General features: G+C 67.6%; 20 protein-coding genes. 16 read left to right on the plus strand and 4 right to left on the minus strand.

All coding sequences use genetic code 11. The features are described 5' to 3' along the window. Positions 1 to 155: 155 nt before the first annotated feature. The 16 genes from BHE01S_RS33775 (at position 156) to BHE01S_RS33850 (ending at position 17,146) form a co-directional block, all read left to right on the plus strand. The gene (locus tag BHE01S_RS33775; protein ID WP_042272332.1) at positions 156 to 935 is read left to right on the plus strand and encodes an SDR family oxidoreductase; all 780 of its coding nucleotides are present in this window, start codon (positions 156 to 158) and stop codon (positions 933 to 935) included. A gap of 95 nt (positions 936 to 1,030) precedes the next feature. Continuing rightward, positions 1,031 to 1,420, plus strand: coding sequence for a methylglyoxal synthase (locus tag BHE01S_RS33780; protein ID WP_042272278.1), 390 nt, complete (start codon positions 1,031 to 1,033; stop codon positions 1,418 to 1,420). A 59-nt stretch (positions 1,421 to 1,479) separates the two neighbouring features. Continuing rightward, positions 1,480 to 2,454 carry a quinone oxidoreductase family protein gene (locus BHE01S_RS33785; RefSeq protein WP_042272280.1) on the plus strand — a complete coding sequence of 325 codons (975 nt, stop codon included), beginning with the start codon at positions 1,480 to 1,482 and terminating at the stop codon, positions 2,452 to 2,454. A 277-nt stretch (positions 2,455 to 2,731) separates the two neighbouring features. Next, positions 2,732 to 2,854: a hypothetical protein gene (locus BHE01S_RS33790; RefSeq protein ID WP_042272335.1), complete on the plus strand. Its 123-nt coding sequence runs from the start codon at positions 2,732 to 2,734 to the stop codon at positions 2,852 to 2,854. Further along, positions 2,851 to 2,943: a K(+)-transporting ATPase subunit F gene (kdpF, locus tag BHE01S_RS33795; protein WP_027819619.1), complete on the plus strand. Its 93-nt coding sequence runs from the start codon at positions 2,851 to 2,853 to the stop codon at positions 2,941 to 2,943. The genes BHE01S_RS33790 and kdpF overlap by 4 nt, the downstream gene beginning before the upstream one ends. After that, complete coding sequence (gene kdpA, locus BHE01S_RS33800) at positions 2,940 to 4,745, plus strand: potassium-transporting ATPase subunit KdpA (protein ID WP_042272282.1); 1,806 nt, start codon at positions 2,940 to 2,942, stop codon at positions 4,743 to 4,745. Before kdpF ends, kdpA begins: the two co-directional genes overlap by 4 nt. A gap of 32 nt (positions 4,746 to 4,777) precedes the next feature. Further along, positions 4,778 to 6,862, plus strand: a complete 2,085-nt coding sequence (gene kdpB, locus BHE01S_RS33805; RefSeq protein WP_042272338.1) for a potassium-transporting ATPase subunit KdpB — start codon at positions 4,778 to 4,780, stop codon at positions 6,860 to 6,862. Positions 6,863 to 6,912: 50 nt separating this feature from the next. Continuing rightward, positions 6,913 to 7,491: a potassium-transporting ATPase subunit KdpC gene (gene kdpC / locus BHE01S_RS33810; RefSeq protein WP_042272283.1), complete on the plus strand. Its 579-nt coding sequence runs from the start codon at positions 6,913 to 6,915 to the stop codon at positions 7,489 to 7,491. 132 nt (positions 7,492 to 7,623) lie between these two features. Continuing rightward, positions 7,624 to 10,497 (plus strand): sensor histidine kinase, encoded by a 2,874-nt coding sequence (locus BHE01S_RS33815; protein ID WP_042272284.1) that lies wholly within the window; start codon positions 7,624 to 7,626, stop codon positions 10,495 to 10,497. Then, complete coding sequence (gene kdpE, locus BHE01S_RS33820; protein ID WP_042272287.1) at positions 10,490 to 11,188, plus strand: two-component system response regulator KdpE; 699 nt, start codon at positions 10,490 to 10,492, stop codon at positions 11,186 to 11,188. The genes BHE01S_RS33815 and kdpE overlap by 8 nt, the downstream gene beginning before the upstream one ends. 101 nt (positions 11,189 to 11,289) lie before the next feature. Continuing rightward, positions 11,290 to 11,610 (plus strand): quaternary ammonium compound efflux SMR transporter SugE, encoded by a 321-nt coding sequence (gene sugE / locus BHE01S_RS33825; RefSeq protein WP_042272291.1) that lies wholly within the window; start codon positions 11,290 to 11,292, stop codon positions 11,608 to 11,610. 209 nt (positions 11,611 to 11,819) lie between these two features. Beyond that, the gene (locus BHE01S_RS33830; RefSeq protein ID WP_042272294.1) at positions 11,820 to 12,434 is read left to right on the plus strand and encodes a DUF4126 domain-containing protein; all 615 of its coding nucleotides are present in this window, start codon (positions 11,820 to 11,822) and stop codon (positions 12,432 to 12,434) included. 173 nt (positions 12,435 to 12,607) lie between these two features. Then, on the plus strand, positions 12,608 to 15,157 hold the full coding sequence (locus tag BHE01S_RS33835; protein WP_042272341.1) for an ABC transporter permease: 2,550 nt from the start codon (positions 12,608 to 12,610) through the stop codon (positions 15,155 to 15,157). Positions 15,158 to 15,254: 97 nt separating this feature from the next. Next, a complete protein-coding gene (locus BHE01S_RS33840) occupies positions 15,255 to 15,665 on the plus strand; it encodes a group II truncated hemoglobin (RefSeq protein WP_042272297.1) in 411 nt (136 codons plus the stop codon). Between the two features lie 159 nt (positions 15,666 to 15,824). Beyond that, complete coding sequence (locus BHE01S_RS33845; RefSeq protein WP_042272300.1) at positions 15,825 to 16,559, plus strand: alanyl-tRNA editing protein; 735 nt, start codon at positions 15,825 to 15,827, stop codon at positions 16,557 to 16,559. Then, positions 16,559 to 17,146, plus strand: a complete 588-nt coding sequence (locus tag BHE01S_RS33850; RefSeq protein WP_042272303.1) for a DUF924 family protein — start codon at positions 16,559 to 16,561, stop codon at positions 17,144 to 17,146. Before BHE01S_RS33845 ends, BHE01S_RS33850 begins: the two co-directional genes overlap by 1 nt. 30 nt (positions 17,147 to 17,176) lie before the next feature. On the opposite strand, the gene BHE01S_RS33855 is transcribed toward BHE01S_RS33850, so the two are convergent. The 4 genes from BHE01S_RS33855 to BHE01S_RS33870 all read right to left on the minus strand — a co-directional run. Next, positions 17,177 to 17,923, minus strand: a complete 747-nt coding sequence (locus BHE01S_RS33855; protein WP_042272306.1) for an SDR family oxidoreductase — start codon at positions 17,921 to 17,923, stop codon at positions 17,177 to 17,179. A 73-nt stretch (positions 17,924 to 17,996) separates the two neighbouring features. After that, positions 17,997 to 18,581 (minus strand): LOG family protein, encoded by a 585-nt coding sequence (locus BHE01S_RS33860; RefSeq protein ID WP_042272309.1) that lies wholly within the window; start codon positions 18,579 to 18,581, stop codon positions 17,997 to 17,999. A gap of 13 nt (positions 18,582 to 18,594) precedes the next feature. Beyond that, positions 18,595 to 19,317, minus strand: a complete 723-nt coding sequence (locus tag BHE01S_RS33865; RefSeq protein ID WP_042272313.1) for a TetR/AcrR family transcriptional regulator — start codon at positions 19,315 to 19,317, stop codon at positions 18,595 to 18,597. A gap of 194 nt (positions 19,318 to 19,511) precedes the next feature. Continuing rightward, a partial coding sequence (locus BHE01S_RS33870; protein ID WP_052406228.1) for a diacylglycerol kinase occupies positions 19,512 to 20,057 on the minus strand: 546 nt, incomplete at its 5' end.

Below are 20,057 nucleotides of genomic sequence, written 5' to 3' on the forward strand. Positions count from 1 at the left end.
CGCGGACCGGTTGCCGGGCCGCGCCTGCGGCCTTCCACGCGTCGCGCCCGATTCTTCTAGAATCCCAAAAAAGGTCGCAGGGCGGCGCGGCGCAGGGCCTGGCCGTGTCCACCCTGTCACAGGACGGTCATCCACGCAAAAAGGACACGAAAACGATGGACATGGGCATCGCAGGACGTAACGCGCTGGTGTGCGCGGCCAGCAAGGGGCTCGGGCGCGGCTGCGCCGAGGCGCTCGCCGCCGAAGGCGTCAACGTGACGATCGTCGCGCGCACCGCGCAGACGCTGGAGGAAACCGCCGCGCAGATCCGCAGGAGCACGGGCGTGGACGTCAAGGCGGTGGCCTGCGACATCACGACCGAAGCGGGCCGCGCCGCCGCGCTCGCGGCGTGTCCGTCGCCCGACATTCTGGTGAACAACGCCGGCGGCCCGCCGCCGGGCGACTTCCGCAAGTACACCCACGAGGCGTGGATCGCGGCGCTCGAAGCGAACATGCTCACGCCGATCGCGCTGATCCAGGCCACCATCGACGCCATGATCGCGCGCGGCTTCGGGCGCATCGTCAACATCACGAGTTCCTCGGTGAAGGCGCCGATCGACGTGCTCGGCCTCTCGAACGGCGCGCGCTCGGGTCTCACGGGCTTCGTCGCGGGCGTGGCGCGCCAGGTCGCGGCCACGGGCGTCACGATCAACAACCTGCTGCCGGGCGCGTTCGACACCGACCGCATCCAGGCCACCATCGTCGCGCAGGCGAAGGCAAGCCAGATTTCGGAAGAGGAGGCGCGCTCGCGCCGCATGAAGACAATTCCGGCCGGACGTTTCGGCACGCCCGAGGAATTCGGCCGCGCCTGCGCGTTCCTTTGCAGCGTGCATGCGGGCTATATCACCGGGCAGAACTGGCTGATCGACGGCGGCGCTTATCCAGGTACTTATTGAGTCGGCGCCGGGCAGCCGCGGCGCCCGGCGCGCCGCCTCACGACACGCCTCACGACTATTCAGCACGCAAACCACACGTCAAGGAGACTTACGCCATGCCAACCCGCGTCGCATTGATTGCACACGACCACAAGAAGGACGACATCGTCAAGCTGGCGAGCGAATACGTCGATACGCTGCGTCACTGCGAGATCATCGCGACCGGCACGACCGGCTCGCGTATCGAAGCCGCGACGGGCATCAACGTCGAGCGCATGCTTTCGGGCCCGCATGGCGGCGACCTGCAGATCGGTGCGCGGCTCGCGGAAGGCAACGTCGATATCGTGATCTTCCTGCGCGACCCGATGACTCCGCAGCCGCACGAACCCGACATCAACGCGCTCGTGCGCGCATGCGACGTACACGACGTGCCGTGCGCAACGAACATTTCGACGGCGCGCATGCTGCTCGACGTGCTCACGCTGCGCCAGAAAAACGCGGTCTGAAGCGCGCGCCGCGTAGCCCGATTTCAGGAAACCAGCCAGGACAACACCAAGGAGACGTGATGACCAAGGCAATCCGATACGACAAGACCGGCGGCCCCGAAGTGATGAAGTGGGTGGATGTCGACGTGGGCGAGCCGGGCGAGGGCGAGGTGCGCTTGCGCCAGAGCGCATGCGGCCTCAACTACATCGACGTGTATTTCCGCAGCGGGCTCTATCCGCAGCCACTGCCCGCCGGGCTCGGCATGGAAGCGGCCGGCGAGGTGACGGCGGTGGGCAAAGGCGTGAGCGCGCTCAAAGCGGGCGACCGCGTGGCTTACGTCGCGCGTCCGCCGGGTGCCTATGCGCAGGAGCGCGTGCTGCGCGCCGACCAGGTGATCAAGCTGCCCGACGGGATCAGCGACGAAGCGGCGGCCTCGATCATGCTGCAAGGCCTCACCGCCCAATATCTCCTGCGCCGCACGTATCGCGTGAAGGCCGGCGACACCATCCTCATCCAGGCGGCGGCGGGCGGCGTGGGCCTGCTCGTGTGCCAGTGGGCGAAGGCGCTGGGCGCGACCGTGATCGGCACCGTGGGTTCGGACGAGAAGGCCGCGATCGCGAAGGCGCACGGCTGCGATCATCCGGTCGTCTACACGCGCGAGGACTTCACGGCGCGCGTGCGCGAGATCACGAACGGTGCGGGCGTGCCCGTGGTGTACGACTCGATCGGCAAGGACACCTACACGAAGTCGCTCGACTGCCTCGCGCCGCTCGGCATGTTCGTGAGCTTCGGCAACGCGTCGGGGCCGCTGCCGCCGATCGATTCGTCGGAGTTCGCCGGGCGCGGCTCGCTCTTTTTCACGCGCCCGACGCTCTTCACCTATATCGCGAAGCGCGCCGACTACGAGGCGAATGCCGCCGAACTGTTCGACGTGGTCGCCTCGGGCAAGGTCAGGACGTCGATCAACCAGCGCTATGCACTCAAGGATGTCGGCCTGGCGCATGCCGGGCTCGAAGCGCGCAAGACCACGGGTTCGACCATCCTGATCCCGTGACGTAACCATCGACGCACTGCCGCGCCGCATGGCGCATGCCATCGGCGCCGGCGCATTGATTCGAGCTTTACGTTTCCTGACTCCGTCATGGAGACCCTCATGGAGACCCCAAAGGCGCGCAACGCCAACGTTGCGCGCCTTTTTTCCTTTTGCCCCGTACCGTGATCGCGCCCGCGTTTACGCGTTTTTTATACGGGCGCCAAAACCTTTGATCCGGATTTAATGCCGCAGCGGGTAACGTTCAGCCATCCGTCATCCGCGAATGGAGAACACGACAATGGATGTGCTGTATATCGGGGGGCTGGCGGTTTTCGCCGCGCTCACGTACGCGTTGATCGCGGGCTGCGAGAAGCTCATGCAGTACCGCCGCGATCAAGGTGCGAACGGGGTGCGCCCATGACCTGGATTTTCTGGCTATCGGGGGCGGCAACGCTGTTGCTGTTCGTTTATCTCGTCCATGCGCTGCTGCGCGCGGAGGATATCGAATGAACGCCAGCAATCTGCTCCAGGCGGGGATTTTCCTCGTCGTCCTGCTCGCGCTCGCCGTGCCTCTCTCGGGCTACATGACGCGCGTGCTCGACGGGCGCTCGCGCGTCGTGCGCCTCTTTGCGCCGCTCGAAAACCTGCTCTATCGCGTCGCCGGCGTCGATCCGCAGGCCGAGATGAACTGGAAGCGCTATGCGCTCGCCACTATATCGTTCAACGTGCTCGGTGTGGGCTTTCTCTATGTGCTGCTGCGCATTCAGGGCTGGCTGCCCGGCAACCCGCAGCAGTTCGGTCCGATGACGGTGGACGGCGCGTTCAACACGGCCGTGAGCTTCGTCACCAACACCAACTGGCAGAACTACACGCCCGAGCAAACGGTGAGCTATCTCACGCAGATGCTCGGCCTCACCGTGCAGAACTTCCTGTCTGCGGCGACGGGCATCGTGGTCGTGATCGCGCTGATTCGCGGTTTTGCGCGCCACTCCGCGCAGACCATCGGCAACTTCTGGGTCGACCTCACGCGCACGACGCTCTACCTCCTCGTGCCGATGTCGGCGATCATCGCCGCGCTCCTGATGAGCCAGGGCATGATCCAGAACTTCAAGGCGTATCAGGACGTGCCGGTGCTGCAGACGACGACCTACGCCGCGCCGAAGCTCGACGCCCAGGGCAACCCCGTGAAGGACGCGAAGGGTAATCCCGAGACGGTCGACACGAAGGTCACGTCGCAGACGCTCGCCATGGGCCCGGTCGCCTCCCAGGTCGCGATCAAGATGCTCGGCACCAACGGCGGCGGTTTCTTCAACGCGAATTCGGCCCATCCGTTCGAGAACCCCACGCCGGTTTCGAACGTCATCGAAATGTTGGCGATCCTGATCATTCCGGCGTCGCTGTGTCTCGTGTTCGGCAACGTGGTGGGCGACCGCAGGCAGGGCATCGCGGTGCTCGCGGTGATGACGGTGGCGTTCGCCGTGGCCGTGGGCGGCGTGCTGGCGGCCGAGCAGTCGGGCAACCCGATGTTCACGACGCTCAACGTCGACCAGCACGCAAGCGCGCTGCAGGCCGGCGGCAACATGGAGGGCAAGGAAACACGCTTTGGCATCGCGCAAACGAGCATTTTCGTGGTCGCGACCACGGCGGCCTCGTGCGGCGCCGTGAACGCGGCGCACGACTCGCTCACGCCGCTCGGCGGTCTCGTTCCGATGCTCTTCATCCAGCTCGGCGAGGTGATCTTCGGCGGTGTCGGTTCGGGTCTTTACGGCATGCTCGTGTTCGCGCTGCTCGCGGTGTTCGTGGCGGGGCTCATGATCGGCCGCACGCCGGAATATGTCGGCAAGAAGATCGAGTCGTTCGAGATGAAGATGGTGTCGATCGTCGTGCTGCTCACGCCGCTGCTCGTGCTGCTCGGCACCTCGATCGCCGTGCTCGCCGACGCGGGCAAGGCGGGCATCGCGAATCCGGGCGCGCACGGCTTTTCCGAGATCCTGTATGCGTTCAGCTCGGCCGCCAACAACAACGGCAGCGCGTTCGCAGGCCTTACCGTGAACACGCCGTTCTATAACTGGCTGCTCGCCATTGCCATGTGGTTCGGCCGCTTCGGCACCATCGTGCCGGTGCTCGCCATCGCGGGTTCGCTCGCCGGCAAGAAGCGCATTGCCGTGACGGGCGGCACGCTGCCCACGCACGGTCCGCTCTTCGTCGTGCTGCTGCTCGGCACGGTGCTGCTGGTCGGCGCGCTCACTTACGTGCCCGCGCTCGCGCTCGGTCCCGGCGTCGAGCATCTGATCATGATGGGCGTGCATTGAACGGGGGCCTTCGCAACATGAGCGAAACAAAAATGAATCAGCATAGTGCAACCCGGTCCATGTTCGATCCGGCGCTGGTGCGTCCGGCTATCGTGGACTCGTTCCGAAAACTCAAACCGCGCACGCAGTTGCGCAACCCCGTGATGTTCTGCGTCTACGTGGGCAGCGTGCTCACGACGATCCTCTGGGTCGCGGCGCTCATGGGCCAGGCCGAAGCGCCCGCGGGTTTCATCCTCGCGGTCGCGCTCTGGCTGTGGTTCACGGTGCTGTTCGCGAACTTCGCGGAAGCGCTCGCCGAAGGGCGCTCGAAAGCGCAGGCGGCGTCGCTTCGCCAGGCCAAGAAAGACGTCATGGCCAAGAAGCTCAACGAGCCGCATCCGAAGGCGCCGATCCGCATCATGACGGCGTCCGACCTGCGCCGCGGCGACGTGGTGCTCGTCGAGACCGGCGACACGATTCCGGCGGACGGCGAAGTGATCGAAGGCGTGGCATCGGTGGACGAATCGGCCATCACGGGCGAATCCGCGCCGGTGATCCGCGAGTCGGGCGGCGACTTTTCCTCGGTGACGGGCGGCACGCGCGTGCTCTCCGACTGGATCGTCGTGCGCGTCACGGCGAACCCGGGCGAAGCGTTCCTCGACCGCATGATCGCGATGGTCGAAGGCGCGAAGCGCCAGAAGACGCCCAACGAAATCGCGCTCACGATCCTGCTGGTCGCGCTGAGCATCGTGCTGCTGTTGGCCACCGCGACGCTGCTGCCGTTCTCGATGTTCTCGGTCGAAGCAGCGAAGATGGGGCACGTAGTAACGATCACGGCGCTCGTCGCTCTCCTCGTCTGCCTGATTCCGACCACCATCGGCGGTCTGCTGTCGGCGATCGGCGTGGCCGGCATGAGCCGCATGATGCAGGCCAACGTGATCGCGACTTCGGGCCGCGCGGTGGAAGCCGCCGGCGACGTGGACGTGCTGCTGCTCGACAAGACCGGCACGATCACGCTTGGCAATCGTCAGGCGTCGATGTTCCTGCCGGCGCCCGGCGCGACCGAAGAAGCGCTCGCGGACGCGGCGCAACTCTCGTCGCTCGCCGACGAAACGCCGGAAGGCCGCAGCATCGTCGTGCTCGCGAAGCAGCGTTTCAACATTCGCCAGCGCGACATGAGCTCGCTGCACGCCGTGTTCCTCGCATTTAGCGCCCAGACGCGCATGAGCGGAGTGGACATGCCCGGCCGCGAGATCCGCAAGGGCGCCGCCGACGCGGTCAAGCATTACGTCGAAGCTCACGGCGGCCGTTTCCCCGGCGAAGTCGAAAACGCCGTGGACGACGTGGCCCGCCGAGGCAGCACGCCGCTCGTGGTGGCCGAAACGCATGACGGCATTGCGCGCGTGCTCGGCGTGATCGAGTTGAAGGACGTCGTGAAGGGCGGCATCAAGGAGCGTTTCGCCGAGCTGCGCAAGATGGGCATCAAGACCGTGATGGTGACGGGCGACAACCGCCTGACCGCCGCCGCGATCGCCGCCGAAGCCGGCGTGGACGACTTCCTCGCGCAGGCCACGCCTGAAACCAAGCTCGCGACGATCCGCGAGCACCAGGCGCAAGGCAAGCTCGTGGCGATGACGGGCGACGGCACCAACGACGCCCCGGCGCTCGCGCAGGCCGACGTGGCCGTGGCGATGAACACGGGCACCCAGGCCGCGAAGGAGGCGGGCAACATGGTCGACCTCGACTCGAACCCGACCAAGCTCATCGAGATCGTCGAGATCGGCAAGCAGATGCTCATGACGCGCGGCTCGCTCACGACGTTCTCGATCGCCAACGACGTCGCGAAATACTTCGCGATCATCCCGGCGGCGTTCGCAACGACCTATCCGCAACTGCGCGTGCTCGACGTCATGCATCTGACGTCGCCTTCGTCGGCGATCCTCTCGGCGGTGATCTTCAACGCGCTCATCATCGTGATGCTGATTCCGCTCGCGCTCAAGGGCGTGAAGTACCGGCCGCTCGGCGCGGCGACGCTGCTGCGCCGCAATCTGCTGATCTACGGCCTCGGCGGCATTCTCCTGCCGTTCCCGTGCATCAAGCTGATCGACATGGTGCTCGCCGCGTTCGGCTGGGTCTGAGCCGCGCAGGCACACACGCAGACACACGGATAGATACATAGGAAGCCAAAATGAAATCGCAGTTTCGTCCACTTATCGTGATCTTCGCCGTGCTGGCGGTCGTCACCGGCCTCGTGTATCCGGCCGTCATGACCGCGTTCGGCCAGGCCGCGTTCCACCGCCAGGCCAACGGCAGCCTCGTCGTGGTCGACGGCAAGGTGGTGGGCAGCGCGCTCATCGGCCAGCAGTTCGACGCGCCCCAGTACTTCTGGGGGCGTCTGTCCGCCACCTCGCCGATGCCGTACAACGCGGCGGGCTCGGGCGCCTCGAACCTCGGGCCGACCAACCCGGCGCTCGCCGACGAGATCAAAGGCCGCATCGCCGCCCTCAAGGCCGCGGGCACCGATGTCTCGCAGCCGATCCCCGTCGACCTCGTGACGTCTTCGGGCAGCGGGCTCGACCCCGAGATCTCGCCGGCCGCGGCCGCGTACCAGGTGGCGCGCGTGGCGCAAGCGCGCCATATGAGCGCGAACGACGTGCAGGCGCTCGTGGACCGCTACACGAAGGGCCGTCAGTTCGGCCTCTTCGGCGAGCCGCGCGTGAACGTGCTCGAGCTGAACCTCGCGCTCGACGGCAAAGCGGTGAGCTGAGCGGGAACGCCACGCCGTACCGCACGCTCGACGCCTCGTGCGCCGAGCGTGCGGTTTGCCATTTCCGTGCCATGGTGAGACGATCATTCGTGCACAAGGCGCAACCCACGTGACACTCATCCCGACTTCCGCATGAACCGCCCCGATCCCGACGAACTGCTCGACCGGCTGCAGCGCGACGAAGAAAAGCGCCGCCGCGGCAAGCTGAAGATTTTCTTCGGCGCGTCAGCCGGCGTCGGCAAGACCTACGCAATGCTGCAGGCCGCGCGCCGCCGCGCCGAGGAAGGCGTGGACGTGGTGGTGGGTATCGTCGAGACGCATGGGCGCAGCGAAACCGCCGCGCTCACCGCCGGCCTCGAGGTGATGCCGCGCCAGCGCATTGCGTACCGCGGCCGGCTGCTCGAAGAGTTCGATCTCGACGCCGCGCTCGAACGCAAGCCGCAGCTCGTGCTCGTCGACGAGCTGGCGCATTCGAATGTCACCGGCGCGCGTCACATGAAGCGCTGGCAGGACGTGTACGAACTGCTCGACGCGGGCATCGACGTCTACACGACCGTCAACGTGCAGCACCTCGAAAGTCTCAACGACGTGGTGGGGCAGATCACGGGCATTCGCGTCTGGGAGACCGTGCCCGACCGCGTGTTCGACCGCGCCGACGAAGTCACGCTCGTCGACCTGCCCGCCGAAGAGCTGCTCGACCGCATGCGCGACGGCAAGGTCTACATGCCGGCGCAGGCCGAGCGCGCGGTGCGCAACTTCTTTCGCAAGGGCAACCTGATCGCGCTGCGCGAGCTTGCGCTGCGCCGCACCGCCGACCGCGTGGATGCGCAGATGCGCGAGTATCGTGCCGACCGCTCGATCCAGCATATGTGGCAGGCGCGCGAGCGCCTCGTCGTGTGCGTGGGGCCGGGGCCCGAGGCGAACGCGCTGGTGCGCGCCGCCGCGCGGCTCGCCGCGAGCCTGAAAGCCGACTGGATCGCCGTGTACGTGGAGACGCCGAAGCTCCAGCGTCTGCCCGATGCCGTACGCGAGCGCACGCTCGGCGCGCTCAAACTCGCCTCCGAACTCGGCGCCGAAACGGCGACGCTCGCAGGCGAAGACGCCGCGACCACGCTGGTCGGCTATGCGCGGCTGCGCAATGTGTCGAAGCTCGTGGCGGGCGGGTCGCTGCGCACGGGCGTTTCACGCTGGGTGAAGCGCCCGTTCGGCGAGCGCCTGGCCGAAAAGGCCGGCGACGTCGATCTCACGCTCGTGCGCGCGAGTGCGGGCGAAGCCGTGCGGGGGGGCAGCGAGCCCCGTGAAGCGGCCAGTGCCGCCGCGCGTGCTGCCAACGCGTGGCGCGATGCGCTGGCGGCGGGCGGCGCCGAGCGCTCGCCGCCGCGCGCCTATGCGGCCGCGCTCGTGATCTGCGCGTGCGTGACGCTCGTCGCGAACCAGTTGATCGACCGCATCGACCTCGCGAATCTCGTCATGCTGTATCTGCTCGGCGTGATCTTCGCAGCGGTGAAGCTCGGGCGCGGGCCGGGCGTGATGCTCTCGTTTGCAAGCGTCGCGGCGTTCGACTTTTTCTTCGTGCCGCCGCGCATGTCGTTCTCGGTCTCCGATACGCAATATCTGCTCACTTTCGTCGGCATGCTGCTCACGTCGCTCGTCATCAGCCATCTCACGTCGAGCCTGCGCCGCGAGGCGAGCGTCGCGCAGCGGCGCGAACAGCGCACCGGCGCGATGTACGCGATGGCGCGCGAACTGGCCGCGGCGCTCACCACGGAGCAGATCGTGGCGATCGGCAGCCGCCACGTGAGCGAGGTGTTCGGCGCGCGCGTGGCGCTGCTCCTGCCCGATAGCGCCGACAAGGTGCAGCAGAAGATCGAGGAGCCCGATCCCAGGATCATGCTCGACGCCGCCAACCTCGACATCGACGTGGGGCAGTGGGTGTACGACCAGCAAAAGCCCGCGGGCAACGGCACCGACACGCTGCCGGCGGCCGTGGCGCGCTACTTGCCGCTCAAGGCGCCGATGCGCACGCGCGGCGTGCTCGCCATCGTGACGCGCGACGCGCACGAGCTGCAGGTGCCCGAGCAGCAGCGCATGCTCGACGCGTTCGCCGCGCAGATCGCGCTTGCGCTCGAGCGCGTGCACTACGTGGACATCGCGCGCGATGCGCTCGTCAACATGGAGTCGGAGCGGCTGCGCAACTCGCTCCTTTCGGCCATCTCGCACGATCTGCGCACGCCGCTCACGGCGATCGTCGGCTTCTCGTCGATGCTCGCGCAAACCCATGAGCCCGGGGATGCGCGGGACGCGCGCTCGGGCGAGCTGATCGAGGCGATTCACGACGAGGCGCTGCGCATGACGGGCATCGTTACGAACCTGCTCGACATGGCGCGTCTGCAGGCGGGCAGCCTCAGGCTCAATCGTCAGTGGACGCTGCTCGAGGAAACCGTGGGCGCCGCGCTCGCCGCCTGCCGCCGCGTGCTCGCGCGGCATCCGGTTCAGGTGAAGCTGGAACAAGGCCTGCCGCTTTTGCAACTCGACGCCGTGCTGATGGAGCGGCTCTTCTCGAACCTGCTGGAGAATGCGGCCAAATACACGCCCGCCGACACGCCGCTCACGATCGCGGCGCGCCGCGTGGAGGAGGGCGGCCAGCCGTTCGTGCGCGTCTCGATCGAGGACAACGGGCCGGGCCTGCCGCCTGGCATGGGCGAGCGCGTGTTCGAGAAGTTCACGCGCGGCGAGAAGGAGTCGGCCAAGCCCGGCATCGGGCTCGGACTCGCCATCTGCCGGGCGATCGTCGAAGCGCACGGGGGTACAATCGGCGCGGCCAATCGCGTTGCCGCCGACGGCCGTGTGGAAGGCGCGACGTTCTGGTTCGCGCTGCCCGTGGAGTCGCCGCCGCCGCTGCCTGCCGATGTGACCGATGCGCCAGAGGCACCCGACGCGCTTGAGCCGATCGAGATGCCCGCCGCCCCCCAGAAAACCGTCGATCCCAAACCTGCCAATGAGTGACCCGAGCATCGCCGTCGTTCTGATCGAAGACGAAAAACAGATTCGCCGATTCGTGCGCGCCACGCTGGAGGGCGAGGGCATCGCCGTGCACGACGCCGAGACCGGCAAGCAGGGCCTCGTCGAGGCCGCCACGCGCAAGCCCGACCTCGTGATCGTCGATCTGGGCCTGCCCGACACCGACGGCATCGATGTGATCCGCGAACTGCGCGGCTGGAGCGACCTGCCCGTGATCGTGCTTTCGGCGCGCACCCAGGAAAGCGAGAAGGTGGCCGCGCTCGACGCCGGCGCCGACGACTACCTCACGAAGCCGTTCGGCGTGTCCGAGCTGCTCGCGCGCATTCGCGCGCAGCTACGGCGGCGCAACCGCGGCGGCGCGAACGAGGCGCCGCAGGTGAGCTTCGGCGCCGTGAACGTCGATCTGGGGCTGCGCCAGGTGACGCGCGAAGGCGCGCCCGTGCATCTCACGCCGATCGAGTACCGCCTGCTCGCCACGCTCGTGCGCGACGCGGGGCGCGTGCTCACCCACCGGCAACTGCTGCGCGAGGTCTGGGGGCCTTCGCACGTGGAAAGCAGCCATTACCTGCGCATCTACATGGCGCATCTGCGGCAGAAATTGGAGCGCGATCCCGCACAGCCGGAGCACATCATCACGGAAACGGGCGTGGGGTATCGGCTGGTTGGCGTGCAGTAGGCCTCAACTGCGCCGATGCTATCATTACAGTTCCGTAAGGACGGCCTTACGGTTTTTTATGTCAGCGGGGACGGCCCCATTTTCTGAATGGAGCATTCCCCATGTCCTGGTTTCTTCTTCTCGTCGCCGGCCTGCTCGAAGTGGCGTGGGCCGCCGGTCTCAAGTCTTCCGAAGGATTCACGCGGCTCTGGCCCGCGGTGTTCACCGTGGTCATGGCACTCGGCAGCTTTGCGCTGCTCGCCGCGGCCATGCGCCAACTCCCGCTCGGTACCGCCTATGCAGTGTGGACGGGCATTGGCGCGGTCGGCGCGTTCGTGTTCGGCATCGTCATGATGGGCGAGGCCGTGAGCGTGGCGCGTGTGGCGAGCGCCGCGCTGATCGTGCTCGGCCTCATCGGCCTCAAGCTTTCTTCGGCTGCCTGATTAAATTCGCTGCGCATACATCGGTCCGGACCCTATGCCGCGGCCGCGCAACACCGCTGCGGCACCGCAGCGAGCGTGGCTATAATGGAACGGTCATAACCCGATAACACTCCGCGCCGCATGAGCGGCGAGCGTGTGCGCGCAGCGCCGCTCCCCCGCATCCCGCGTGGAGCGCCGGCGCTCCGGCCGCGCCGCGCGAGGAGGCAGCCATGCTGGAACCACTTTCGCTAGCAGCGGGCCTGTCCTGGGGCAGCGGCCTGCGCCTCTATCTCACGGTGCTGATGGCCGGCGTGCTGCAACGTCTTGGCCTGATACACCTGCCCGACACGCTTGCCGTGCTCGCTTCGCCATGGGTGATCGGCATAGCCGCCGCGCTCACGGTGCTCGAATTCCTCGCCGACAAGATCCCCGCGTTCGATTCGCTCTGGGACGCGGTGCATACCTTCATCCGCATCCCGGCCGGGGCCGTGCTGGCCGCCGGCGCGCTCGGCCATGCCGATCCGGCGCTGCTGACCGTCGCAGCGCTGGCGGGCGGCACGCTCGCGGGCACGGCGCATCTCGCCAAGGCGGGTACGCGCGCGCTCATCAACCTGTCGCCTGAACCGGTGTCGAATGTCGTCACATCGAGCGCCGAGGACGGCATGACGTTCGTCGGCGTGTTGCTCGCGTTCTTCGTGCCTTTGCTCTTCCTCGTCATGCTCGTGGCGTTCCTCGTGCTCGCGGCCTGGGCGCTGCCGCGCCTGTGGCGCGGCGTGCAGGGCGGTTTTCGCGGCATGGCGACGCACATGGTTTCGCGACTTTCGTTGCGAGGTCGTCACGATTGAGCGGCGGCGCCCCTTCTTCCTCCAGCGCGAAGCCTCCACGCGGCGAAGGCGGCCCGGGCTTCGCACAGACTGAGCCGACGGGCGCAAGCGGCGGCGGCCAGAGCGGCCCTGGCAGGCCCGTGGCCGTGCGCACCACACCCGGCTGGTCCGATCTCGTGCATCTTGCCGCGCGCATGACGGCGCGCGACTGGCGCGCGGGCGAACTCACCATGCTGCTATTCGCGCTCGTGCTGGCCGTGGCGGCGCTCGCAAGCGTCGGTTTTCTCGCCGACCGGCTGCAACGCGGGCTCGAGCGCGACGCCCGGCGCATGATCGCCGCCGATTTCATCGTGCGCGCCGATCACCCCGTCGATCCGATGTTCGCCCGCGAGGCGCAGTCGCTCTCGCTGCGCACGGCGACCACGGCGATCTTCCCGAGCATGGTGAGTTCGGCGGCGCCGCCGGTTGCGGCAGCGGCGGGCGCTTCCACCGCGCCGGGCGTCACGGCCACTCGCCTTGCCGCCGTGAAGGCCGTCTCGGCGGACTATCCGTTGCGCGGCGCGCTGCGCATCGCCGCAACGCCGGGCGCGCCCGATCACGCGGCGCAAGGCATTCCGCCGCCCGGCACCGTCTGGGTGGACGACGAGCTGCTCGACGCGCTCAAGCTCCATGTCGGCGACACGGTGAAGGTCGGCACGCGCACCTTCACCGTGAACGCGCTCATCACGAAAGAGCTCGACCGCGGTTTTTCGTTCGTGAACTTCTCGCCGCGCCTCATGATGCGCGCCGACGAAGTCGCGTCGACCGGACTGCTCGGCTATGGCAGCCGCGTGACCTACCGCCTGCTCGTGGCGGGCGCCGATCCGGCCGTCGCGCAGTTCGCCGCGTGGGCGCGTGCGCGCGTGGATGGCGGCAAGATGCGCGGCGTCGCGCTCGAATCGCTCCAGGACGGCCAGCCTCAGGTGCGCCAGACGCTCGACCGCGCGCGCCACTTCCTCACGCTCGTTTCGCTCCTGACGGCGCTGCTCGCGGCGGTGGCGATCGCCATGGCCGCGCATCGCTATACGCGCCGCCATCTCGACGCCTGCGCCGCGATGCGCTGCCTCGGCGCGAGCCAACGCACGTTGCGCACGCTGTTCGTGCTGGAGTTCGCGGGGCTCGGACTCGTGGGCGGCGCAGCCGGCGTGGCGCTCGGCTACGCGGGTCATCTCGCGCTGCTGGCGTGGCTCGGCAATCTCATCGACGTCGTGCTGCCGCAGCCCGGCCCGCTGCCCGTGCTCGAAGGCATCGCCGCGGGCCTCGTGCTGCTGCTCGGCTTCGCGCTGCCGCCGCTCTTGCCGCTCACGCGCGTGCCGCCGGTGCGCGTGCTGCGCCGCGAGTGGGGCGACGAAGGGCGCGTCGCGTGGGCGGCCTATGGCGTCGGCATTGCGCTCTTCGCGGGGCTGCTGGTGATCGCGGCGGGAGAGTGGAAGCTGGGCGGCATCGTCGCCGGCGGTTTCGCGATCGGGCTGCTCGTGTTCGCCGGCGTGGCGCGCGCGGCGCTGTGGTGCGCGGCGCGCCTGGCGCGTAGCGGACGCCTCGCCGGCCAGGCACGCGCGGGCGTGGGTTGGCGCTATGCACTGGCGTCGCTCGAACGGCGGCCGGGCGCGAGCGCGTTGCAGATCACGGCGCTCGCCATCGGCCTCATGTGTCTCTTGCTGATCGCGATGACGCGCAACGACCTCGTCGAAGGCTGGCGCAAGTCCACGCCGCCCGACGCGCCCAACGAGTTCCTGATCGACATCCAGCCCGATCAGCGCGACGCCGTGGCCGCGTGGCTGCGCTCGCATGGCATTGCCGGGGCGGCCGATAGCGATCTCCAGCCGATGGTGCGCGCTCGCCTGATCTCGATCAACGGCAAGCCCGTGAATCCCGACTCGTACAAGAGCGAGGACGCGCGCCGGCTAGTGGATCGCGAGTTCAATCTCTCGTACACGACGAAGCTCCCCGACGACAATCGCATCGAGGCGGGCACCTGGTATGGCGATTCGGCCACGCCGCAGCTTTCGATCGAGCAGGGCCTCGCGAAGCTCATCAACGTGAAGCCCGGCGACGTGCTCAAGTTCGACGTGACGGGCCTGGAAGTCACGGCGCCCGTGACGAGCGTGCGCAAGCTCGACTGGGGCTCGTTCAAGGTCAACTTCTTCGTGCTGATGTCACCCGCGCTGCTGCGCGACTTTCCGGCGACCTACATCACGAGTTTTCACCTGCCGCCGGGGCAGCGCGAAGTCGTGGACGGTCTCGTGGCCCGCTATCCCAACGTCACCGCAATCGACATCGCGCCGATTCTCGCGCAGATCGAGCGTGTGCTGGAGCAGGTGATCGGCGCGGTGCAGTTCCTCTTTCTCTTCACACTCGCCGCCGGCGTGCTGGTGCTCTACGCGGCGCTCGCGGGCACGCGCGACGAGCGCATGCGCGAGTCGGCGCTGCTGCGCGCGCTGGGGGCATCGCACCAGCAGGTGCGCGCGGTGCAGGTGGCCGAATTCATCTCCGTCGGTGCGCTCGCGGGACTCATGGCGGCGCTCGGCGCGCAGGCGGTGGGCTCGGTGCTCGCCACGCGCGTATTTCTTTTCTATCTCCCGTTCGATCCGTGGCTCCTGCCGGCCGGCATCGCCGCAGGGGTGGTGTGCGCGGGCGTGGGCGGGTGGATCAGCTTGCGGCATGTGCTCGCGCGGCCGGCGCTGCAGTCGCTGCGCGACGCGTAGTGCCGCAACCCGCGGCCACCCGCCGAGCGCCGCTGTGCGAGAATCATTGGTCTTAAGGCAGTGCGCTGCCGTTCCTCTTTTTTCCTGATTCAACCGTATGACCGATCCAGCCGACGAAGCGCCGCAGAAACCCACGGCCTTCGAACTCGTCGGCGGCGAGGCGCGCGTGCGCGAACTCGTCGACCGTTTCTATGACCTGATGGACCTCGAGGCCGATTTCGCGGGCATCCGCGCGATGCATCCGCAAACGCTCGACGGCTCGCGCGACAAGCTGTTCTGGTTCCTCTGCGGCTGGCTCGGCGGCCCGGACCACTATATCGAACGCTTTGGCCATCCGCGCCTGCGCGCGCGTCATTTGCCGTTCGCGATCGCCTCGTCGGAGCGCGACCAGTGGCTGCGCTGCATGGCCTGGGCGATGGAAGACGTCGGCCTGGCGCAGCCGCTGCGCGAACGCCTGCTGCATTCATTCTTCGATACCGCCGACTGGATGCGCAATCACCCGGGTTGATCGACTGGGCACGATTGTTCCGGTCCGTGGGCCGGTACAGTCAGGCGTTCACGCGTCGCGGCCGTCCGGCGGGGCGGTTCGCCTCGCGGCCATAATGGCCCTTTGGCCGGCGGCCGGCTATGCGCGGCCCGCCGTCCGCAAAACAAGGAGACACCCACGATGACGACTACCCGCGCGCTCTTTCGCGAAGACGCCTATCTCACGCAGTGCGAAGCGACCGTGCTTGCCGTTGGCGAGGACGGGGTGCGGCTCGACCAGACCATGTTCTATCCGCTCGGCGGCGGCCAGGCCGGCGACGCCGGCGCGCTGGTGCTCGCCGACGGCACGCGCATCGAGATTGCCGATACGCGCAAGGCGAAGTTCGAAGGCGCGACGCCCGACGACGCGCTGCACGTTCCCGCGCCCGGCCAGCAAGCACAACTCGCGCGTCTCGCCGCGGGCGAGCGCGTGCGCGCCGAGATCGACTGGGCGCGCCGTCACCGGCACATGCGCCTGCACACGGCGAGCCATTTGATGTGCGCGGTGCTGCCCTATCCCGTGGATGGCTGCAGCATCACGGCCGACTATGCGCGCCTCGATTTCGCGACCGTCGAGCCGATCGAGCGCGAGATGGTGGAGGCACGGCTCGCCGAACTCGTTTCGGGCGCGCACGCGGTGGCGACCGAGTGGATCACCGACGAGGAGATGGCGCAGCGCCCCGAACTCGTGCGCACGATGAGCGTGAAGCCCCCGATGGGTCTCGGCCGTGTGCGCCTCTTGCGTATCGATAACGTCGATTTGCAGCCCTGCGGCGGCACGCACGTGCGTAACACGCAGGAGATCGGCGCGCTGCGCGTGGCGAAGCTCGAGAAGAAGAGTGCGCGCACGCGGCGTCTCGTGCTGGAACTGGCGTAATGCATCTCGAAGCGCGTGCGCGCGAGGTGCTCGACTTCTGGTTCGGTGAGCCGGATTCGGAGGAATTCGGCCGCGAGCGCAAGATGTGGTTCCGCAAGAACGCCGCGTTCGACGCGAAGCTGCGCGAACGCTTCGGCGCGCTGCTCGACGCCGCGTGTGCGGGCGAACTCGACACATGGTGCGAGACGCCCGAAGGCGCGCTTGCGCTCGTGATCGTGCTCGACCAGTTCTCGCGCAACTGCCATCGCGGCACGCCGCACGCCTTCTCCGCGGACGACAAGGCGCTCGGCATCGCACGCGCGATGGTGGCGAGCGGCGCGGATCTGCGCTTGCCCACGCTGCAGCACCGCGCCTTCGCGTATCTGCCGTTCGAACACGCCGAAAGCGCCGAAGCGCAGCGCGAATCGCTGCGGCTCTTCGGCGAGCTGGCGAAGGATCCTGAGGGGAAGGGCTACTACGATTACGCGGTGCGCCACGCGAAGGTCATCGAGCGCTTCGGGCGCTTTCCGCATCGCAATGCGCAACTGGGCCGCGTGTCCACCGACGAAGAGGCCGTGTTCCTGCGCGAACGGGGTTCGTCGTTCTAGCGTCGTTCTAGCGCAATCCCGCGCGCGACGTCAGCGTCCGCCGCTCACGTCGAGCAGGGCGCCTGTGACATACGAGGCGGCGTCGCTGAGCAGCCACACGATCGTTTGGGCGACTTCTTCGGCGCTGCCGGGCCGGCCGAGCGGCGTTTGTGCGCCAAGCACGGCAGCGCGATCGGGGCGGCCGCCACTTGCGTGGATTTCGGTATCGATGAGGCCGGGGCGCACCGCGTTCACGCGCACGCCCTGAGGTCCGAGCTCCCTGGCGAGGCCGATCGTCATCGTGTCGACCGCGCCCTTCGACGCCGCATAGTCGACATATTCGTTGGGCGAGCCCAGCCGCGCGGCAGCCGAGGAGACGTTGACGATCGAGCCGCCGTCGCCGCCGCGATCTTTCGACATGCGCCGCGCCGCTTCGCGTGCGCATAGAAACGCGCCATACACGTTCACGTCGAACATGCGCTTCAGACGCTCGGCGCTCATGTCGGCGACCTGGCTGCCGGGCGCGACGATCCCCGCGTTGTTCACGAGCGCATCGATGCGGCCATAGGCCGATTCGAGCGCGTCGAACATCGCCATGACGTCCGTCTCGCTCGCGACGTCGCCGCGCAGCACGCGCGCATGGCCGCCTGCGCGGCCCACTTCGGCGGCAGTTTCGTCGGCGGCCGGTTCGTTGTGCAGATAGTTGACGCCCACGGTCCAGCCGTGGGCGCCAAGCAGACGCGCCGTCGCGCGGCCGATGCCGCGGCTTGCGCCGGTGATCAGGACAACTTTGCTCATCGCGATGGCCTCGTGAAATTGACTGCCTGTGGTGACTGCGGATTGTCGGGGCGAATGGCGCTATGCGGCTGGATTACACGTTCTCGCGCAAGTCCGCCCACTTGTCCTTTGCGGGCGCGTGATAACGCTTGAGCCTGGCGATCAGCGCGACGGGATCGGCGTCGGTCTGCAGCATGTCGAGGTAGGTCTGGCGCATGAAGCCTTCGCGCACCGTGTGATCGAGCAGCGCGATGAGCGGATCGTAAAAGCCGCTGATGTTCAGCACGCCCACCGGCTTGCGGTGATAGCCGAGCTGCGCCCAGGTATAGACCTCGAACAGCTCTTCGAGCGTGCCCGCGCCGCCCGGCATGGCGACGAAGGCGTCGGAGAGGTCGGCCATCATCTTCTTGCGGTGGTGCATGTCGGGCACGACGTGCAACTCGGTGAGGCCCGCGTGGCCCACTTCCTTGTCGACCAGCAGCTCGGGGATCACGCCGATGGCGCGGCCGCCGCCCGCCATCACGGTGTCGGCGATCACGCCCATCAGGCCGACCTTTCCGCCGCCATAGACGAGCGCGAGGTTCGAGGCGACGAGCGCGCGGCCGAACGCCTGTGCGGCTTCGGTGTAAACCGGATTGGCTCCAGGCGAGGAGCCGCAATATACGCAGACTGCTTTCATTCGGCTTTGGCCTTTATTCGCGGTTGTCCTTTGCGGCGCCCGCGCCTTCGCGCGGCGGCAGGTAGTCGTAGAACTCGCGCTTGGCGAGCTTGCCCGAGACGAGGTCGTCGAACAGCTCGCGCGCGCGGCCGCGCAGATACGGCGCCATCAGCGAGACGATCTGCACGCTGACCTGGTGCAGCTCGTCGCGGATCGCTTCCTGGTCGTTGTACTTGCGCGGATTCATCACGAACTGGTACGAGAGCCAGTAGGTGGCGATCACGCCGATATTGGTCGAAATCACGTCGATCTCGGCGGGCGTGGCGACCATGTCGCCGTCTTCCACGAGCTGCTCGCAGAACTGCTTCGCGAAGTGCACCTTGTGGCTGATGATCTGCTTGAAGTGCATCTCCAGCGTGCGGTTGCGCGCGAGCAGGTCGTTCAGGTCGCGATACAGAAAGCGGTAGCGCCACGTGAAGTCGACCATGTACTGCAGGTACGCCCACATCTCGTCGATGGTGGCGCGGTGGTCCTCGGGAAAGCGCAGACGCTTTTCGATCTCCTGCTCGAACTGGCCGAAGATGCTGTTGATGATGTCGTCTTTGTTGCGGAAGTGGTAGTACAGGTTGCCTGGACTAATCTCCATTTCCTCGGCGATGGTCGTCGTGGTGACGTTCGGCTCGCCGATCTCGTTGAACAGCTTCAGCGACAGCTCGAGAATCCGTTCGCGTGTACGGCGGGGAGGTTTGGCATCCATGTCGTCCGGCCCTGAAAATGCAGTGCCGGGCTCAGGCGCCCGCTCGTAGGTTGCGGTGCGCGCGGCCCGGACGCGGTTGGTCGTTATAAGACTGTCGTTCGATTATAAACCGACGGCCCGCGCGCACCGACAGCTTGCGCCTGTCGGGAGCGGGCAAGCGTGGTGCGGCCCTGGCGGACTGGAGGAGCGAGGCGCTAGAGTACGCCGATTCCGTGCAGCAGCAGCGGCCCGAAACGGGGTACGAGGATCAACCCCCAGGTCAGGACGCAGAGCAGCAAGGCGAGCGTCACCGCGGCGCTGCCCAGGTCCTTGGCGCGGCCCGAGAGCTCGTTGCGCTCGAGGCCGATGCGGTCCACTGCGTTCTCGATGCTCGAATTGAGCAGCTCGACGATCAGCACGAGGATCACCGAGCCGAGCAGCAGCACGCGCTCGACGGGCTCGACCGGAATGAACACGCCGATCGGCACGAGGATGGCCGAGAGCGTGAGCTCCTGGCGAAACGCGCTTTCCTCCCGGATAGCGGCGCGAAAGCCCTTGATCGAGTACTTGAGCGCCTTCCATGCGCGGGTGATGCCGCGGTTGCCCTTGTAGGGGTTGAAGGGGAGCGGGGCGAGCGGATCGTCGGGGCCGAGCGGTTCGTGCAGATGCGGCGGCTCGGGCGGCTCCGGCGCGGCAGCGCGCGGCGCAGCGGGCCCGGTGGGCGCAGCGGAATGGGCGGGCCCGCTCGCGGATGCGGGTGC

The sequence above is a fragment of the Paraburkholderia heleia NBRC 101817 genome (genome assembly GCF_000739775.1).
In the GTDB taxonomy this organism is placed as follows: Bacteria; Pseudomonadota; Gammaproteobacteria; order Burkholderiales; family Burkholderiaceae; genus Paraburkholderia; species Paraburkholderia heleia.

Bases quoted from the DNA above. Each gene is read 5' to 3' on its own strand.
- BHE01S_RS33860 (WP_042272309.1), bottom strand. From the start codon at position 18,581: ATGAAAGCAGTCTGCGTATATTGCGGCTCCTCGCCTGGAGCCAATCCG.
- BHE01S_RS33790 (WP_042272335.1), top strand. From the start codon at position 2,732: ATGGATGTGCTGTATATCGGGGGGCTGGCGGTTTTCGCCGCGCTCACG.
- kdpF (WP_027819619.1), top strand. From the start codon at position 2,851: ATGACCTGGATTTTCTGGCTATCGGGGGCGGCAACGCTGTTGCTGTTC.
- BHE01S_RS33865 (WP_042272313.1), bottom strand. From the start codon at position 19,317: ATGGATGCCAAACCTCCCCGCCGTACACGCGAACGGATTCTCGAGCTG.
- BHE01S_RS33835 (WP_042272341.1), top strand. From the start codon at position 12,608: ATGACGGCGCGCGACTGGCGCGCGGGCGAACTCACCATGCTGCTATTC.
- BHE01S_RS33855 (WP_042272306.1), bottom strand. From the start codon at position 17,923: ATGAGCAAAGTTGTCCTGATCACCGGCGCAAGCCGCGGCATCGGCCGC.
- BHE01S_RS33775 (WP_042272332.1), top strand. From the start codon at position 156: ATGGACATGGGCATCGCAGGACGTAACGCGCTGGTGTGCGCGGCCAGC.
- BHE01S_RS33780 (WP_042272278.1), top strand. From the start codon at position 1,031: ATGCCAACCCGCGTCGCATTGATTGCACACGACCACAAGAAGGACGAC.
- kdpA (WP_042272282.1), top strand. From the start codon at position 2,940: ATGAACGCCAGCAATCTGCTCCAGGCGGGGATTTTCCTCGTCGTCCTG.
- BHE01S_RS33850 (WP_042272303.1), top strand. From the start codon at position 16,559: ATGCATCTCGAAGCGCGTGCGCGCGAGGTGCTCGACTTCTGGTTCGGT.
- BHE01S_RS33830 (WP_042272294.1), top strand. From the start codon at position 11,820: ATGCTGGAACCACTTTCGCTAGCAGCGGGCCTGTCCTGGGGCAGCGGC.
- BHE01S_RS33815 (WP_042272284.1), top strand. From the start codon at position 7,624: ATGAACCGCCCCGATCCCGACGAACTGCTCGACCGGCTGCAGCGCGAC.
- BHE01S_RS33845 (WP_042272300.1), top strand. From the start codon at position 15,825: ATGACGACTACCCGCGCGCTCTTTCGCGAAGACGCCTATCTCACGCAG.
- kdpE (WP_042272287.1), top strand. From the start codon at position 10,490: ATGAGTGACCCGAGCATCGCCGTCGTTCTGATCGAAGACGAAAAACAG.
- BHE01S_RS33840 (WP_042272297.1), top strand. From the start codon at position 15,255: ATGACCGATCCAGCCGACGAAGCGCCGCAGAAACCCACGGCCTTCGAA.
- sugE (WP_042272291.1), top strand. From the start codon at position 11,290: ATGTCCTGGTTTCTTCTTCTCGTCGCCGGCCTGCTCGAAGTGGCGTGG.
- kdpB (WP_042272338.1), top strand. From the start codon at position 4,778: ATGAATCAGCATAGTGCAACCCGGTCCATGTTCGATCCGGCGCTGGTG.
- kdpC (WP_042272283.1), top strand. From the start codon at position 6,913: ATGAAATCGCAGTTTCGTCCACTTATCGTGATCTTCGCCGTGCTGGCG.
- BHE01S_RS33785 (WP_042272280.1), top strand. From the start codon at position 1,480: ATGACCAAGGCAATCCGATACGACAAGACCGGCGGCCCCGAAGTGATG.